Origin of the sequence: Massilia eburnea (assembly GCF_050709955.1) — a bacterium.
In the GTDB taxonomy this organism is placed as follows: Bacteria; Pseudomonadota; Gammaproteobacteria; order Burkholderiales; family Burkholderiaceae_D; genus Rugamonas; species Rugamonas eburnea_A.
In genome coordinates this window covers 18,217-33,397 of sequence record NZ_JBNZFX010000027.1, presented here as the reverse complement: position 1 = coordinate 33,397, position 15,181 = coordinate 18,217, and the positions used below count along the sequence as shown (strand labels likewise).

The following is a 15,181-nucleotide window of genomic DNA, read 5'->3' as shown; positions in this document are numbered from 1 at the left end:
AGTTGGTATTACAGGGCTTGCAGGGCGTTGACTGCGTCGGCAATCGTTTCAGGATCCATGCTGCGCATGATCTTGCGCATCTGCGGCGCAATCTGTTCCAGGTCGCTGTTCAGGATTTCCTGCTTGACCGACAGCAGCTGCGACGGGTGCATTGAGAATTCGCGCAAGCCCATGCCCAGCAGCAGGCGCGTCATCTTGGCGTCACCCGCCATCTCGCCGCACACCGCGACCTCGATGCCGGCTTTGTGGCCGGCGGCGATGGTCATGGCGATCAGTTGCAGGATTGCCGGGTGCAGCGGATCGTACAGGTGCGCCACTTCGTAATCGACGCGGTCGATCGCCAGCGTGTACTGGATCAGGTCATTGGTGCCGATGGACAGGAAGTCCATCTTCTTGACGAACATCGGCAGCGCCAGCGCGGCAGCCGGAATTTCGATCATTGCGCCGACCGGCACTTCAGGGTCGTACTTCTCGCCCCTGTCGTCAAGCTGCGCCTTGGCGCGCTTGATCATGGTCAGCGACTGCTCGATCTCGAAGGCGTGCGCCATCATCGGAATCAGGATGCGCACCTTGCCGTGCACCGAAGCGCGCAGCACGGCGCGCAGCTGGGTCAGGAAGATCTGCGGCTCTGCCAGGCAATAGCGGATGGCGCGCAAGCCCAGGGCCGGATTGAGGGCGGTATGCTCCATCTGGTCGAGCGGCTTGTCGGCGCCGATATCCAGCGTGCGGATCGTGACCGGACGGCCCTTCATGGCCAGCACGGCCTTGGTGTACTGCTCGTATTGCTCGTCCTCGGTCGGCATCTGGCCATCGCGGCCCATGAACAGGAATTCGGAGCGGAACAGGCCAACGCCGTTGGCGCCCGACTCCATCGCGTGCTCGCAGTCTTCCGGCAACTCGATGTTCGCCATCAGCGCAATCTGCGTGCCGTCCCTGGTGATGGCCGGCGTTTTTTTCAGCTTGCCCAGCTTCTTGCGGGCGCGCATCGCCGCCATTTGGCGCTCGCGGTACTGCTCCAGCACCTGCGCGCTTGGGGTGACGATCACCACGCCGGCGTCGCCGTCGATGATCACCCAGTCGTCCTGCTGGATCAGGGTCGAGGCCTGCGACATGCCGACTGCCGCCGGAATGTCGAGCGAACGCGCCACGATCGCGGTGTGCGAGTTCTGGCCGCCAACGTCGGTCACGAAGCCGATGAAGGAACGGTCACGGAACTTCAGCATGTCGGCCGGCGAAATATCGTGGGCCACCACGATCATCTGGGCCAGGAATTCATCGCCTTCGAGCTCGGCCTGTTTCGGCAGCAGCGGTTCGCTGCCCAGCAGGACTTTCAGCACGCGCTCGGCGACCTGCTGGATATCGGCCTTGCGCTCGCGCAGGTAAGGGTCTTCGATTTCGTCGAACTGGGCCGACAGCTCGTCAATCTGGGTCAGCAGCGCCCACTCGGCGTTGTAATGGCGGCTGCGGATGATATCCAGCGGCGCCTCGGAAATCATCGGGTCCGACAGGATCAGCGCGTGCACGTCGATGAAGGCGCCCAGCTCCGTCGGGGCGTCCTTCGGCAGCTCGTTCCACAGCGTTTGAAGTTCGCGGTGCACGGCGGCCAGCGCCGATTGCAGGCGCTTCACCTCCGCTTCCACGTTCTCCTCGGAGATCAGGTAATGCTTTACATCGAGCGCCGCCGGCGCAAGGATGTGCGCGCGGCCGATCGCGATGCCTCGCGAAACCGGAATTCCGTGGAGAGAGAACGATGCCATCGGGCTGCCGTCCCGCATTTACTCGCCTTCGCCGAACTTGTCGTTGACCAGTCCGGCCAGTGCGTTGATGCAATCCTGTTCATCGGCGCCGTCCGCTTCCAGCAGGACTTTGGCGCCCTTGCCAGCAGCCAGCATCATCACGCCCATGATGGACTTGGCGTTGATGCGGCGGCCATTACGCGACAGCCAGACATCGCTCTGGAATTTGGCTGCCAGTTGGGTGAATTTTGCAGAAGCACGTGCATGCAATCCGAGCTTGTTGATGATTTCAAGTTCTTGCTGAATCATGTTTTAGTTTTGCTTAGTTGACTCGTTAATTGACTCGGATGCGGTTATCAACCTTGACCGCGCCATTCTGCGCGCCGGCCAGGGCCATTTCCACTACGACGTCCAGCGTATCGGTACGGTAGGTGATGGCACGCAGCAGCATGGGAAGGCTGATGCCTGCAACCACCTCGACCTGGCCCGCATCGGCCAGCTTATTACAGCAATTGGCGGGCGTGCCGCCTTTGATGTCGGTCATGACCAGCACGCCGGCACCGGTGTCGAGGCGCTTGATGGCTTCTCGCGCCAACTGCTGCACTTCGTTCAGGTCCTGGTCTGCCAGCACGTCGATCGCCTCCAGTTTTTCAACCGGGGCCCGGAACACATGCGCTGCGGCAGCCAGGAAAGCCTGGCCCAGCGGCGCGTGTGTCATCAATAAAATCCCTACCATGTTTATCCTTGCTTGCCTGCCCGGGCTTCCACCGCGTCGATGAACATGGACGCGACCTGGAAGCCAGTCTGCTGGGTGATCTCCTGGAAACAGGTCGGGCTGGTGACGTTCACCTCGGTGAGGTAATCGCCGATCACGTCTAATCCTACCAGCAAGAGGCCGCGCGAAGCCAATTCCGGGCCGAGGGCCTCGGCAATTTCGCGGTCGCGCGGCGACAGCGGCTGCGCCACGCCGGTGCCGCCGGCCGCCAGGTTGCCGCGCACTTCGCCGGCTTGCGGGATGCGGGCCAGGCAGAACGGCACCGCTTTGCCGTCGATCAGCAGGATGCGCTTGTCGCCCTTGACGATGTCGGGGATATAGCGCTGCGCCATGATGGTGCGGGTGCCGAGCTGGGTCAGGGTCTCGATGATCGAGCCCAGGTTCAGGCCATCGGCTTTCACGCGGAAGATGCCGGCGCCGCCCATGCCGTCCAGCGGCTTCAGGATCACGTCGCCGTGTTCGGCCTGGAAGTCGCGCAGGCGGGTTTCATCGCTGGTCACCAGGGTCGGCGCGGTAAACTGCGAGAACTGGGCGATCGACAGCTTTTCATTGTGGTCGCGGATGGCGGAAGGCTTGTTGAAGACTTGCGCGCCCTGCTTCTCCGCCAGCTGCAGCAGGTAGGTGCCGTAGACGTATTCCATGTCGAACGGCGGATCCTTGCGCTGGATCACCGCGTCGAAGGCGGCCAGGCTGGTGTCTTCCGACGGCGCGGCCTTGTACCAGTCGTGGGCATCGCCGGTCAGCTCGATGCGCGAAACGTGCGCCGTGACCTTGCCTTCCTTGAGCGCCATATGGCGCTGCTGGAAGACATACACCTCATGCCCCCGGCGCGCCGCCTCCGCCATCATGGCAAAGGTGGAGTCCTTGTAGATCTTGAAGCTGGACAGCGGGTCGGCGAGGAAGGCGATTTTCATGGATTAGTCCAAAAATGTAACAACTGATTCTAGCCGATCTGCGCGACTGGCGTTCAGTACACCTCAGGATCCGGGTCGGTGCGCTCCATCTCCAGCGAAGCAGCCAGCAGCGCCAGCCTTGCCACCACCCCGTAGACGTAGAAACGGTTCGGCACAGCGGTGCCCGGCTTGGCCTTCACATCGGGCAGCGCGTGCTGCTGCGCGAATGCCAGCGGCACGAACTGCGACCCAGGCGCATTCAGGTTCTGGTCCGGCCCCTTCTCGCCATGCACACGGTAGAAACCACCCACCACATAACGGTCAATCATATAGACGACTGGCTCGGCAAACGCTTCCTTGATACTCTCGAAGGTCGGCACGCCCTCCTGGATATTCAGGTCGGTCACCGCCTTGCCATCCTTGATCACGGTCATGCGCGCGCGCTGCTCTTCCGACAACTCTTTCAGCTCGGCCGCATCGCGAATGGTGATGATGCCCTTGCCATACGTACCAGCATCGGGCTTGATGATGACGAACGGCTTTTCCTTGATGCCGTATTCCTTGTATTTCTTGCGGATCTTGGCCAGCACCGCATCGACCGACGAGGCCAGGCATTCCTGCCCCTCCCCGGTCGCCAGGTCCACCGCGCCGCACTTGGCGTGGAACGGATTGACCATCCATGGATCAACGCCAATCAGCTTGCCGAACTTCTTGGCCACTTCGTCGTAGGCATTGAAGTGATTGGACTTGCGGCGCACCGCCCAGCCGGCATGCAGCGGCGGCAACAGGCTTTGCTCGTGCAGGTTGGTCAGGATGTCGGGAATGCCGGCCGACAGGTCGTTATTCAGCAGGATAGTGCAAGGATCGAAATCCTTCAGTCCCAGGCGGCGGCCGTTCGGTGAGCGCACCAGCGGCTCCACCACCAGCATATTGCCGTCAGGCAGCGCCAGCGGCGTTGGCTGGGTGATGGACGGGTCGAGCGTACCAAAGCGCACGCTGAGGCCGGTCTGGCGGAAAATCTGCATCAGGCGCGCCACGCCCTGGAAATAGGTCGGATGGCGCGGCTTGATTTCCGGGATCAGCAGCAAGTTGCGCGCATCGGGGCAATACTTGTCGATCGCCGCCATGGCCGCCTGCACCGAAAGGGGGATCATTTCGTTGGCCAGGAAATGGAAGCCGCCCGGGAACAGGTTGGTATCCACCGGGGCCAGCTTGTAGCCGGCATTGCGCAAGTCCACCGAAGCATAGAACGGCGGCGTATGCTCCTGCCATTCGAGGCGGAACCAGCGCTCAATGGCTGGGGTCGCGGCAATGATCTTTTCTTCAAGATCCAGTAACGGCCCGGTCAGGGCCGTGACGAGATGGGGAACCATGTGACTTCCTTGCGGGTTGGTATTTGCAGACTCTCCATTTTGGGGCAAAACCGCCGATTAAAAGATACTTTGAAACAAAAAAAGCGCCCCGAAAGGCGCTTTTAAAGTTCTAAGCTTATTAGGCGTGGTAAGCCGATTCGCCGTGGCTGGTGATGTCCAGGCCCTCGCGCTCTTCTTCTTCCGGCACGCGCAGGCCAATCACGATGTCGACCAGCTTGTAAGCCACGAAGGCAACAACAGCCGACCACACGATGGTGATGCCGACAGCGGTCGCCTGGGTGAGCACCTGGCCGCTGATCGAGTAGTCCGCGCTTGCCTTATTGGCAACGTAGTCAAATACACCCTGCCCGCCCAACGATGGTGCAGCAAACACGCCGGTCAGGATCGCGCCCAGGATACCGCCCACGCCATGCACGCCGAACACATCCAGCGAGTCATCGGCGCCGATCAGGCGTTTCAGGCCATTCACGCCCCACAGGCAGATGATGCCGGCCAGCAGGCCGATCGCCAGTGCGCCCATCGGGCCAACGAAGCCGCAAGCCGGGGTGATCGCCACCAGGCCGGCCACCGCCCCGGAGGCGCCGCCCAGCATGGAAGGCTTGCCCTTGAAGATCCACTCACCGAACACCCACGATACGGTTGCGCAGGCAGTTGCCAACAGGGTGTTGACGAAGGCCAGTGCAGCGATGTCACCAGCTTCCAGCGCCGAGCCGGCGTTGAAGCCGAACCAGCCCACCCACAGCAGCGAAGCGCCGATCATGGTCATGGTCAGCGAGTGCGGAGCCATGGAGTCGCGGCCGTAGCCAACCCGCTTGCCGATCATGATCGCGCCCACCAGGCCGGCGACAGCGGCATTGATGTGCACCACGGTGCCGCCGGCAAAGTCCAGCGCGCCCTTCTGGAAGATCCAGCCCGCCTTGGCGGTTTCGGTCGCCAGGGTCTCGGCATTGGTGATCGCATCAGGACCGGTCCAGAACCAGACCATGTGGGCGATCGGCAGGTAGCTGAAGGTGAACCACAGCACCATGAAGGCCAGCACAGCGGAGAAGCGCACGCGCTCGGCAAACGCGCCGACGATCAGGCCGCAGGTAATGGCGGCGAAGGTACCCTGGAAGGCAACATAAATGAATTCAGGGATCACAACGCCCTTGCTGAAGGTCGCGGCCACCGAGAAGCCCTTGGCCGGATCATAAATGCCGGACAACAGCGAACGGCCAAAGCCGCCGAAGAAGGCATTCCCTTCAGTGAAGGCAATCGAGTAGCCATACAGGCACCACAGCACGATGATCAGCGCGAATACGAAGAACACCTGCAGCAGTACCGACAGCATGTTCTTCGAGCGCACCAGGCCACCGTAGAACAGGGCCAGGCCCGGGATAGTCATCATGATCACCAGCAGGGTCGCCACGAACATCCAGGCGGTATCGCCCTTCTGTGCTACCGGCGCGGCCGGAGCAGCAGCAGCGGCAGCCGGAGTGGCGGCATCGGCTGCCGCCGCCACCGGCGCTGCCGGAGCAGCCGCAGGCACGGCGGCAGTTGCAGCGGCAACCGGAGCTTCGGCCGGCTTGGCATCTTGCGCCAGCACAGGCAGTGCTGCGCTGAAGGCCAACAGGACAGTCACCCCCGCCAGCCATTTCTTAATGGTCTTGTGCATCACGGTTCCCCTTACAGTGCTTCGTTGCCGGTTTCACCGGTACGGATACGGATTACTTGCTCCAGCGACGAGACGAAAATCTTGCCGTCGCCAATCTTGCCGGTGCGGGCGGCATTCTCGATCGCCTCGATCGCCTGGTCAACGATGGCATCGTCCACCGCCGCCTCGATCTTGGTCTTTGGCAGGAAATCGACCACATATTCCGCGCCGCGATACAGCTCGGTGTGGCCTTTCTGGCGGCCGAAGCCTTTGACTTCGGTCACCGTAATACCTTGCACGTTGATCGCCGACAAGGCTTCACGCACCTCGTCGAGCTTGAACGGCTTGATAATGGCGGTAATCATTTTCATACGAGTGCCTCTTCAGAAGGTTTTGGACACGGTCAGCACCAAGCCGCCCTTGCCCAGGTTTTTGCCATTGGTCGGCGCGATATACACGTCGCTATTGGTCTTGATATAGGCCAGTGCCACGGAAGCCACGCCGAAGTCCTTGGTCGCGCCGACTTTCCAGTCGGTGTAGCTGAAGACGCTATTGTTCTTCACCTTCTGGCGGCCAACGTGCAGGTTCAGGACGATGCCTTCGTACACTTCCTGGTTGACGGAAGCGTCGATGTAGGTACTGTGCTTGCTGTCGGCAAAGCCGAACAGGTTGCTCAGCGAATGCGAATACTTGAGGGTTGCCGGGCCATAGCCTACCTGGCCATACAGTTCGCGGGTATTCGGGCTTGGATGCAGGTCGTTGGAGGGGTAAACGTAAGCCAGGAAGCCCACGTCGTAGCTGACGCCAGGCGCGATTTCACCGCGCTTGCCGCCATACAGGTCCAGTTCAACGGAAGCATCACCGCCGCCATCCTTGATCCACTTGATGGTGGAGCCCCAGGCACCTGCATAGAAACCAGTCGGATTGTTGACCCAGTCGGCGCCGCCTTGCAGCGCTGGTTTCAGGCGGGTTTGCGAGATACCACGGTAGCGGTAGTCGCTGGTCAGGGCCGCGTTATAGCTGAACTCATTATCAGGCTTCGCCTCCGGGGCGGCATCGGCCGCCTGGGCCAAACCGGTTCCCATCGTTGCCATTGCCAATGCGACTGCAGCGGTGAGACCCAGCTTCTTGCTCTTGTGAATCATGGCGATTTCCTTTTGAGTGAACTTTTATTGCGGTTTAAAATTCAGTCTGAAATAACAGCTTTCTTGCTTATTAGCAGATTGCGTGCCAGCCAAAATTCGTGCGCGAATTGATATAAGGACAGGTTTCCGCACCATTTAATGCCAAAGCCGCACCTTCGTGGTGCACAAACTCACATATCGGAAAGAAAAACATGGACATGAACGCCTTCTTCAATGACCTGCAACAAAAGGTCAACCAAGTCATCGAAAACTCGCCTGCCAAGGATATTGAAAAGAACGTCAAGGCGATGATGACCCAGGGCTTTGCCAAGCTGGACCTGGTAACCCGTGAGGAATTCGACATCCAGGCCCAGATGCTGGCCAAGGCGCGCGCCAAGCTGGACCTGATGGAATCGCGCCTGGCCGAGCTGGAAGCCAAGCTGGCCGACAAGTAATCCCCTTGCGCTAGCTCAAACGAGCGGTGGCGCCCGAGGCCTACGATGTTCAGTTGTAGACCGGGAGGCCACCATGACCATTGCCGTAATCAAGAGCCGCGCCCTGGCCGGCATGCAGGCGCCGGAAGTCAGCGTCGAAGTTCATCTGGCTAACGGCCTGCCGGCCTTCACCATCGTCGGCCTGGCCGACACCGAAGTGAAAGAGTCGCGCGACCGCGTACGTGCCGCCATCACCAACGCCGGCTTCGAACTGCCGCAACACCGCATCACCGTCAACCTGGCGCCGGCCGACTTGCCCAAGGAATCAGGCCGTTTCGACCTACCGATCGCCATCGGCATCCTGGCCGCCTCCGGCCAGGTCCCGTCATCGATACTGGAACAATTCGAATTTGCCGGCGAACTGTCGCTGACCGGCGAGCTACGCCCGATTCGCGGTGCACTGGCAATGACCTACGCCATGCAGCGCTCCGCCGGTGGCGCCGGCCGTGGCTTCATCCTGCCCACGGCCAACGCCGACGAAGCCGCGCTGGTCGCCGGCGCGCGCATCTACCCCGCAGCCACACTGCTGCAGGTATGCGCCCATTTCGGGCTGGATCCCGATGGCAGCTTCGCCCTGCCGCGCCATGTGTCCCAGCCCCTGCCTCTGCCGCCAGCCATTCCCGATTTCGCCGACGTCAAAGGCCAGATCTTCGCCAAGCGCGCAATGGAGGTTGCCGCCGCAGGACGCCATTCGGTATTGCTGGTCGGCCCGCCCGGCGCCGGCAAGACCATGCTGGCTACCCGCTTTGCAGGCCTGCTGCCTTTGATGACGGACGACGAAGCACTGGAGGCCGCTGCCGTGCAGTCCCTGATCAGCGGCTTCACCGTCGAAGGCTGGAAGGTGCGCCCCTTCCGCGCCCCGCACCACACTTCGTCCGGCGCGGCACTGGTCGGTGGCGGCAGCGTACCGCGCCCCGGCGAAATTTCGCTGGCCCACTGCGGCGTGCTTTTTCTCGACGAATTACCCGAATTCGACCGCCGCGTACTGGAGGTGCTGCGCGAGCCACTCGAATCCGGCCGCGTCACCATCGCCCGCGCCACGCGGCACGCCGACTTCCCTGCCCGCTTTCAGCTGATCGCTGCCATGAACCCCTGCCCATGCGGCTACCTTGGGCACCCCGCTGGGCTTTGCCACTGTACGCCTGACCAGATCCTGCGCTACCAAAGCCGGGTATCGGGTCCCCTGCTTGACCGCATCGACATGCAGATCGAAGTCGGCCCTGTTCCACCCGACATCCTGCAAGCGGATGCCGTTGGCGAACTATCCGAGACAATTGCCGCGCGCGTGCATGCAACCTTCGAACGCCAGATCGCCCGCCAGGGCAAAACCAACCAGCAGCTTACGCCGCGCGAAATCGACCGATTCTGCAAGCCGGATGCCAGCGGCCAAGCCGTGCTGCGCGCCGCCATGCACAAGCTGCATTGGTCGGCCCGCGCCTATCACCGCGTGCTGCGCGTGGCCCGCACCGTGGCCGACCTGGATGGCCAGAAGCAGATCGGCGGCAAGCACGTATCTGAAGCGATCAATTTGCGCCGCGCCCTGCGCGAACCCTGATACCGTTACAATGCCCTTTATGAAGCAGAGAAACGTCCAGCAGCAGAATCTGGTTATCGAGGAGGAAATTCGACGCAGCGCCAACTATTGGCGAATCAAGCCTTTGCCGTCGGCACTCGTCACGGTCGCTACCGATCGCGGCGTCGACTGCACCACCTGCGTTTTCCTGGACCTCGATATCGACTATCCAGGCATGCCAAGCCTGTCCGGCCTTCTGCTGACCAATGCTGGGAGATTCATCGAGTTCGAGATCGACACGGATGCATCCCACACGAAGGTTGAATCCGTGGACCTCTGGGACGACGTAACGGATCGCCAGAATTTGAGCTCACATAACCGCGGCACCGGCCTGGGAAAAGGTGCGCTTGCCATGAAGGTGCTACGGGAATTCAATTCCGATGCAGGTGAACTCCCTTCGGCAACGCCAAGTTTCAAATGTAATTCCGCGTAAATCCGTGGTTTGGGTGGCGCTTTCTTCGCTAGAATTGCCGCCACCATGACTACCCAATACCGTTACTCGCGCTACTGCGCCGGCCCTCTCCTGATTCTTCTGTGCTGCGGCAGCGCCGCTGCCCAATCCCAGACCTCCCAGCCAGCCAAGGCCGACGCCGCGCCAGCAACCGTAAAAAAGGAAGTCCCCCCAGAGCCTGGCAACATCGCCAGTGTGACGGTGGCAGCAGAGCGCCCTACCAACCGCATCGACCGCCAGGTCTACGATGTGAAATCCGACACGTCCAGCAGCAATGGCTCCGCAGCCGATGCGCTGAACAACGTTCCTTCCGTGAATGTGGACCCGGACGGCTCGCTGACCTTGCGCGGCAGCAGCAATGTGCAGGTCTACGTCGACGGCAAGCCATCGGCCATGCTGCAAGGCGATAACCGTGGCCCGGCGCTGCAGTCGATCCCGGCAGAAGACCTGGAATCGGTGGAAGTGATCAACAACCCCGGCGCGCAATTCGGCAACGAAGGCGGCGGCGGTCCGATCATCAACCTGGTGATGAAGCGTTCGCGCAAACCAGGCGGCTTCGGCGTAGCCAATGCCAACTACGGAACGGCGGGCCGCTACAACAGCGCGCTGTCCGGCACTTATAACCAAGGCCTGTGGGGCTTCCAGGGCGGCATCAACCTGCGTCACGACGGCCGCAACTCGGTCGGCGAAACGGTGCGCGACCGCATCGATCCGCGCAGCGGCGCACTGTCGCACAGCGAGCAGCAATCGCAATCGAACGGCCTGAATGACAATGCAGGCTTGAACGGTGGCGTCACCTACAACCTGGGCGCCAGCGATACACTGGGCGCGCAAGTCGCTTACTCGCACCGCACCAACGATGCGCGCGCGACCGACAACTACCTGTCGACAGATCCTGACGGTTTCGTCACCGACAACTACCTGCGCGGCACCCTGCGCGAAGGTGAAAGTACGAACTACTCGTGGAATGCGCGCTGGGACCACAAGGGCGACGCGCCGGGCGAGACCTTCAAGATGGACTTGCGCGTTTCGATCGCCACCAACGATTCCGACAACAACTACCGCAATAGCTACGTGGTGCGGCCGCCGATCGGCAGCCAGGTCGACAGCGCGCAAAAGAACCGCAACAAGAACGAGATCATCGACTTCACCGGCGACTACGAGGCTAACTTGCTTGGCGGCGTTACCAAGCTTGGCTACAAGATCGTCCAGAACCGGAATGATTCCAGCATCGATTACACCAACATCGACCCGATCACGCAGGAAGGCTCGCCCAACGCCTTGCGCAGTAATGCCTTCGACATGAAGGAAACCATCTACGCCGCCTACGGTTCGTACCAGATGCGCCTCAACGAGCAGTGGGGCCTGATGGCAGGCCTTCGCGCCGAGCATACCGAGATGGAAATCGACCAGCTCACCAGCCAGGTCGTCGCAGGCAACAGCTACACCAACCTGATCCCGAGCTTCTTCGCCACCTACAAGATGAGCGAAAACTCGCAAATGCGTTTCGCCTACGCGCACCGCCTGCGCCGCCCGAATGCACAAGACCTGAATCCCTTCGTGGTCTACCGCGATGAACTGAACGTCTCCTCCGGCAATCCGAAACTGAAGCCGGCCCAAACGGATTCCTTCGAACTCGGTTACGAGACCCGCCTGTTCGGCCTGGAGACCAATCTGCGCGGCTACTTCCGCGACGAGGCCGATTCCATCCTGGACCGCAAATACTTCATCAGCGACACTGTGCTGCTGACCACCCGCGAAAATGCCGGCAGCACGCGCTCCGGCGGCATGGAGTTCACGCTGACCGGCAAGCTTCTGCCGACGCTATCGCTGAACCTCAGCGGCAACGTAGCGCGCTTCGAACAGAGCGTGCTGGAAGTGACTGGCGACGAGACCAAGCGCACCGCGTCTTCACTGAGCGGCCGCCTGCGCCTGAACTGGCAGGCGACCAGCACCGATATGCTGCAAGCAGCCGTCCAGGCGCAAGGCAAGATGTTGACTGGCCAGGGCTACCGCGAACCAAACACCACGCTGAACCTGACCTGGCGCCACGCCATCACGCCGCAACTGGCCCTGATGGTCAACGCCACCGACGTCTTCAACAGCAACAAGATGTCGACAGTCACCGACACCTATGCCCTGCGCGAACGCTCGCTGCGCGAATTCGATGGCCGCATCATCTACGTCGGCCTGTCCTACCGCTTCGGCGGCGCGCCAGGCACGCGGCGGGAAGGCGGGCCTGACCGCGAGCCAGGTGGCATGCGCGGTCAGGGCGGCCCTGGTATGGGTCCACCTCCAGGCGGCGGCATGGGGCCCGGCCCCGGCGGAGAATGATCCGAGCGCGAGGTGCTACCATTCAGGCTATGAAGAAACCGACCCTGAACAAAGCCCTCGCGGCCCTGCTTGCTGCAGTTGCGCTCGCAGCCTGCAGCCCCAAATTCGACTGGCGCGATTTCCGCAGCACCGATGCACCGTACACCATCATGTTGCCCGGCAAAGCCGCCACCCACACCCGCGCCGTCAACCTCGATGGCCAGGAAGTGAAGATGACCATGTCCGCAGCAGAAGTCGACGGCACCATGTTCGCCGTCGGTACTGCTGAGCTACCCGATGCCGCCAAGGCAGCCCAGGCGGTGCAAGCGATGAAGCTTGCCATGGTGCGTAATATCGGCGGTACTATTACCAAAGAAAGCACCAAGGATGGTGCGTTTGAAGTGGAAGCACGCGGCGCCGCGCCCAATGGCGCCCCGCTGGCCATGCATGGCCGCTTTCTGGCGAAGGATAAACGCGTATATCAGGTCGTCATTCTGGGGAACCAGAAACATTTTGATGCGGATACGGTTGATACATTCTTGAGTTCGTTTAAATTGTATTAAGTAGCACGACGCGCGCGACTGCACTCGTGCTATCGTATTAGCACATCAACAAACTAAGGGAAGCGCGCCATGTTGATCAAATTTAAATCCATTTCGTCGCCGGAACTCATGATGGCTCGCGAGCACGTCGAACGCATCATGGACCTGCTGAAGAAAAGTCCCACGCGAGGCGTCATCACGGCAGCGGAAGCTTCCCAGGCGCTGCAACTGCTCGAGAAGGAAGTTGCACTAAGCAAACTGCATCCGGAAGTCGATTCCGAGCATGCCGCCCATATGCCCAGCCATGCGCTGCCCGACGATGATGGGGATGCCGGTTTCGGCGAAACCCAGAAGGTAGGATTCGCGCAGCGCGCCTTCCCCCTCCTGGAAATGCTGCGTGCCGCCCAGACCGGCGGGCACGATATTGTGTGGGGCGTGTAGCCCCACCTCTGGCTTATTTCTGAGCCGGTACGAACTCTTCCATGACCGCCTTGCGCAGCAGCGCAGGCGGCAGCATCCCCTGGGACAGCACGAAGTCGTTGAACGCTTTGCGATTGAATTTCTGACGCAAGGCCACTTCCGCCGCCTGGCGGGTTTCCATCAGACGCTGATAGCCATAGAAGTATGAAGTCGCCTGGCCCGGCGCGCGGAAAGTGTAGCGCTGCATTTCCTGCGTTGCCATACCTTCGGACAGGCCAACCTCATCCATCAGGAACGACTTCACGCCTTCGGGACTGATTTCACCCAGGTTGACCATCGGGTCGAGGAAAGCGCGGGCTGCACGCTGCATGCGGGCCTGCAGCGCGAACAACTGGCCATCGAGCGGCTCGAACGGTTGCATTTCCGCCTCGGCATACAGCGCCCAGCCTTCCACGTTCACGCTGTTGAAAGCGAACACGCCGCGGGCAGTCGACACGCCCATCTCGATCATCTTCGCAAACTGCAGTTCGTGGCCTGGGCGTGCTTCGTGCGCGGTCAATGTCCAGCTACCAGCCTGGTGGGTGAAGTCGTCGAAGACCAGCTTCTTGCCGCTGGCGTCAGGCGGCATGCCGGTGGTCAGCACGAACTCGCCATACTCACCGGTATTGCCGATCAGGCGTGGAGGGCTCATGTGCGGCGCAGGCTGCTGCGCGTTCTCGGCTTCACTCGCCAGGCGAATCACCGCTTTGCGGTCCGGCAGGGTAACGATGCCTTGCTCACGCACGGCGGATTCAATTTGGGTCAGGCGTTCGCCATACAGCGGCATTACCTGATCAGCCGGGATCTGCTGCTTTTTCAGCTCGCGCATGACGGCGCGGTAGTCCGCGTTCGGCAGCTTGCGCTCCTTGGCGATCAGGCTGGCAGTAATGGCCATCTGGTTACGGATTTCTGCAAACGACGTCAAAGCCTTCGCAATCAGCTCCTTCGGCGCGATATCTACGCCGAACTGGTGCAGGTTGTCGGCGTACACTTCCACCGGCAAGCGATGGTCGGCACGCGCCTTCGGCAGGATCTGGTCCTTGATCTTGGCGTTATATGCGGTCAGTTGGGTTTCGATTGCGGCGAATGCTGGCTCCCAGCCTTTCAATTCACTCTTGCTGAGCAGGTCCTTCATGCCTTTGATCATGGCCGGGGCCGCGCTCAGCGCCTGCTCCACCTCGCCCTTGTAAGGGCCGAGCAGGTTCTTGTCGGCCTTCTGACGTTCCACATAGCGCTCGTAAGCCAGGTCAGTAATCGGACGGTAGCCCTTGGTAATACCGGCGTATTTTTCCATGCGCACTAGCAGGGTTTTCTGGCGCTCTTTCGGGATGCGTGGATCCAGCGTCTGGCGCATCACGCCGAACATGAGCTGGGTCAGGTCCAGAAATGGCAGCAAATGCTTGCGGTTCACTGCAGCCGAGCGCAACTGGTCTTCCGCCGCGCCGATCAAGATCTCCAGGTCCTGCTTGACCTTCGGGTCCTTCTCCGCCTTCAGGCGTTTCTGCAGTTCGGCGATGACAGCTCGCGTATCTTTGACGGTGACATCGAACAGGTCGCGCGACATGTCGGTAATCTGCTCGTCATAGCCATCGACGCCCAGGCTGCTGGCGCTTTCAGGAGAATACTTGGCTTGCAGGTTCAGCAGCAGTTTGGCGTTCTCGTTGCTCTTGGTGATCCAAGCCGGCTCGGTAGCCGCAGAGACGTGAAGGGAAAGCAGGGCCAGGGTCAGGCCACTGAGGAGTTTCGTGATCGGCATCGTTATTCCTTTATAAAGAATTGCGTGCCGTATAGTAAAACAAAAACCTCGCATCTGTA

The 15,181-nt window shown here is 61.1% G+C and carries 15 protein-coding genes; 6 read left to right on the top strand and 9 right to left on the bottom strand.

Going from position 1 to position 15,181, the window contains the following annotated elements; genetic code table 11:
* Positions 1–8: 8 nt before the first annotated feature.
* The 8 genes from ptsP to ACQ4MM_RS14265 form a co-directional block, all read right to left on the bottom strand.
* Entirely contained in the window at positions 9–1,757 is a 1,749-nt protein-coding gene (gene ptsP, locus ACQ4MM_RS14300; RefSeq protein WP_431478020.1) for a phosphoenolpyruvate--protein phosphotransferase, read from the bottom strand.
* An 18-nt stretch (positions 1,758–1,775) separates the two neighbouring features.
* Complete coding sequence (locus ACQ4MM_RS14295) at positions 1,776–2,045, bottom strand: HPr family phosphocarrier protein (protein WP_090444103.1); 270 nt, start codon at positions 2,043–2,045, stop codon at positions 1,776–1,778.
* Positions 2,046–2,070: 25 nt separating this feature from the next.
* Positions 2,071–2,472, bottom strand: coding sequence for a PTS sugar transporter subunit IIA (locus ACQ4MM_RS14290; RefSeq protein ID WP_057261065.1), 402 nt, complete (start codon positions 2,470–2,472; stop codon positions 2,071–2,073).
* Positions 2,473–2,474: 2 nt separating this feature from the next.
* The gene (gene gshB / locus ACQ4MM_RS14285) at positions 2,475–3,425 is read right to left on the bottom strand and encodes a glutathione synthase (RefSeq protein WP_431477984.1); all 951 of its coding nucleotides are present in this window, start codon (positions 3,423–3,425) and stop codon (positions 2,475–2,477) included.
* A 53-nt stretch (positions 3,426–3,478) separates the two neighbouring features.
* Positions 3,479–4,777 carry a glutamate--cysteine ligase gene (gshA, locus tag ACQ4MM_RS14280; RefSeq protein ID WP_431477983.1) on the bottom strand — a complete coding sequence of 433 codons (1,299 nt, stop codon included), beginning with the start codon at positions 4,775–4,777 and terminating at the stop codon, positions 3,479–3,481.
* Positions 4,778–4,895: 118 nt separating this feature from the next.
* Positions 4,896–6,431 (bottom strand): ammonium transporter, encoded by a 1,536-nt coding sequence (locus tag ACQ4MM_RS14275; protein WP_431477982.1) that lies wholly within the window; start codon positions 6,429–6,431, stop codon positions 4,896–4,898.
* An 11-nt stretch (positions 6,432–6,442) separates the two neighbouring features.
* On the bottom strand, positions 6,443–6,781 hold the full coding sequence (locus ACQ4MM_RS14270) for a P-II family nitrogen regulator (protein ID WP_028102386.1): 339 nt from the start codon (positions 6,779–6,781) through the stop codon (positions 6,443–6,445).
* A 12-nt stretch (positions 6,782–6,793) separates the two neighbouring features.
* The gene (locus ACQ4MM_RS14265; protein ID WP_431477981.1) at positions 6,794–7,555 is read right to left on the bottom strand and encodes a TorF family putative porin; all 762 of its coding nucleotides are present in this window, start codon (positions 7,553–7,555) and stop codon (positions 6,794–6,796) included.
* A gap of 191 nt (positions 7,556–7,746) precedes the next feature.
* Here ACQ4MM_RS14265 and ACQ4MM_RS14260 point away from each other — a divergent pair, with 191 nt between their 5' ends.
* The 6 genes from ACQ4MM_RS14260 (at position 7,747) to ACQ4MM_RS14235 (ending at position 13,348) form a co-directional block, all read left to right on the top strand.
* Complete coding sequence (locus tag ACQ4MM_RS14260) at positions 7,747–7,989, top strand: accessory factor UbiK family protein (RefSeq protein WP_057261060.1); 243 nt, start codon at positions 7,747–7,749, stop codon at positions 7,987–7,989.
* A gap of 73 nt (positions 7,990–8,062) precedes the next feature.
* Positions 8,063–9,583, top strand: a complete 1,521-nt coding sequence (locus ACQ4MM_RS14255) for a YifB family Mg chelatase-like AAA ATPase (RefSeq protein ID WP_431477980.1) — start codon at positions 8,063–8,065, stop codon at positions 9,581–9,583.
* A gap of 19 nt (positions 9,584–9,602) precedes the next feature.
* Positions 9,603–10,034: a hypothetical protein gene (locus ACQ4MM_RS14250; protein WP_431477979.1), complete on the top strand. Its 432-nt coding sequence runs from the start codon at positions 9,603–9,605 to the stop codon at positions 10,032–10,034.
* A 45-nt stretch (positions 10,035–10,079) separates the two neighbouring features.
* Positions 10,080–12,386, top strand: a complete 2,307-nt coding sequence (locus ACQ4MM_RS14245; RefSeq protein WP_431477978.1) for a TonB-dependent receptor domain-containing protein — start codon at positions 10,080–10,082, stop codon at positions 12,384–12,386.
* Positions 12,387–12,415: 29 nt separating this feature from the next.
* Positions 12,416–12,928 (top strand): hypothetical protein, encoded by a 513-nt coding sequence (locus ACQ4MM_RS14240; protein ID WP_431477977.1) that lies wholly within the window; start codon positions 12,416–12,418, stop codon positions 12,926–12,928.
* Between the two features lie 69 nt (positions 12,929–12,997).
* A complete protein-coding gene (locus tag ACQ4MM_RS14235; RefSeq protein WP_431477976.1) occupies positions 12,998–13,348 on the top strand; it encodes a DUF1840 domain-containing protein in 351 nt (116 codons plus the stop codon).
* A gap of 13 nt (positions 13,349–13,361) precedes the next feature.
* Here the strand turns inward: ACQ4MM_RS14235 and ACQ4MM_RS14230 are convergent, their stop codons facing one another.
* The gene (locus tag ACQ4MM_RS14230) at positions 13,362–15,122 is read right to left on the bottom strand and encodes a DUF885 domain-containing protein (protein ID WP_431477975.1); all 1,761 of its coding nucleotides are present in this window, start codon (positions 15,120–15,122) and stop codon (positions 13,362–13,364) included.
* Positions 15,123–15,181 lie beyond the last annotated feature (59 nt).

Bases quoted from the DNA above. Each gene is read 5' to 3' on its own strand.
- ACQ4MM_RS14235 (WP_431477976.1), top strand. From the start codon at position 12,998: ATGTTGATCAAATTTAAATCCATTTCGTCGCCGGAACTCATGATGGCT.
- ACQ4MM_RS14290 (WP_057261065.1), bottom strand. From the start codon at position 2,472: ATGGTAGGGATTTTATTGATGACACACGCGCCGCTGGGCCAGGCTTTC.
- ACQ4MM_RS14265 (WP_431477981.1), bottom strand. From the start codon at position 7,555: ATGATTCACAAGAGCAAGAAGCTGGGTCTCACCGCTGCAGTCGCATTG.
- ACQ4MM_RS14295 (WP_090444103.1), bottom strand. From the start codon at position 2,045: ATGATTCAGCAAGAACTTGAAATCATCAACAAGCTCGGATTGCATGCA.
- ACQ4MM_RS14245 (WP_431477978.1), top strand. From the start codon at position 10,080: ATGACTACCCAATACCGTTACTCGCGCTACTGCGCCGGCCCTCTCCTG.
- ACQ4MM_RS14260 (WP_057261060.1), top strand. From the start codon at position 7,747: ATGGACATGAACGCCTTCTTCAATGACCTGCAACAAAAGGTCAACCAA.
- ACQ4MM_RS14255 (WP_431477980.1), top strand. From the start codon at position 8,063: ATGACCATTGCCGTAATCAAGAGCCGCGCCCTGGCCGGCATGCAGGCG.
- ptsP (WP_431478020.1), bottom strand. From the start codon at position 1,757: ATGGCATCGTTCTCTCTCCACGGAATTCCGGTTTCGCGAGGCATCGCG.
- ACQ4MM_RS14230 (WP_431477975.1), bottom strand. From the start codon at position 15,122: ATGCCGATCACGAAACTCCTCAGTGGCCTGACCCTGGCCCTGCTTTCC.
- ACQ4MM_RS14270 (WP_028102386.1), bottom strand. From the start codon at position 6,781: ATGAAAATGATTACCGCCATTATCAAGCCGTTCAAGCTCGACGAGGTG.
- gshB (WP_431477984.1), bottom strand. From the start codon at position 3,425: ATGAAAATCGCCTTCCTCGCCGACCCGCTGTCCAGCTTCAAGATCTAC.
- ACQ4MM_RS14250 (WP_431477979.1), top strand. From the start codon at position 9,603: ATGAAGCAGAGAAACGTCCAGCAGCAGAATCTGGTTATCGAGGAGGAA.
- ACQ4MM_RS14240 (WP_431477977.1), top strand. From the start codon at position 12,416: ATGAAGAAACCGACCCTGAACAAAGCCCTCGCGGCCCTGCTTGCTGCA.
- ACQ4MM_RS14275 (WP_431477982.1), bottom strand. From the start codon at position 6,431: ATGCACAAGACCATTAAGAAATGGCTGGCGGGGGTGACTGTCCTGTTG.
- gshA (WP_431477983.1), bottom strand. From the start codon at position 4,777: ATGGTTCCCCATCTCGTCACGGCCCTGACCGGGCCGTTACTGGATCTT.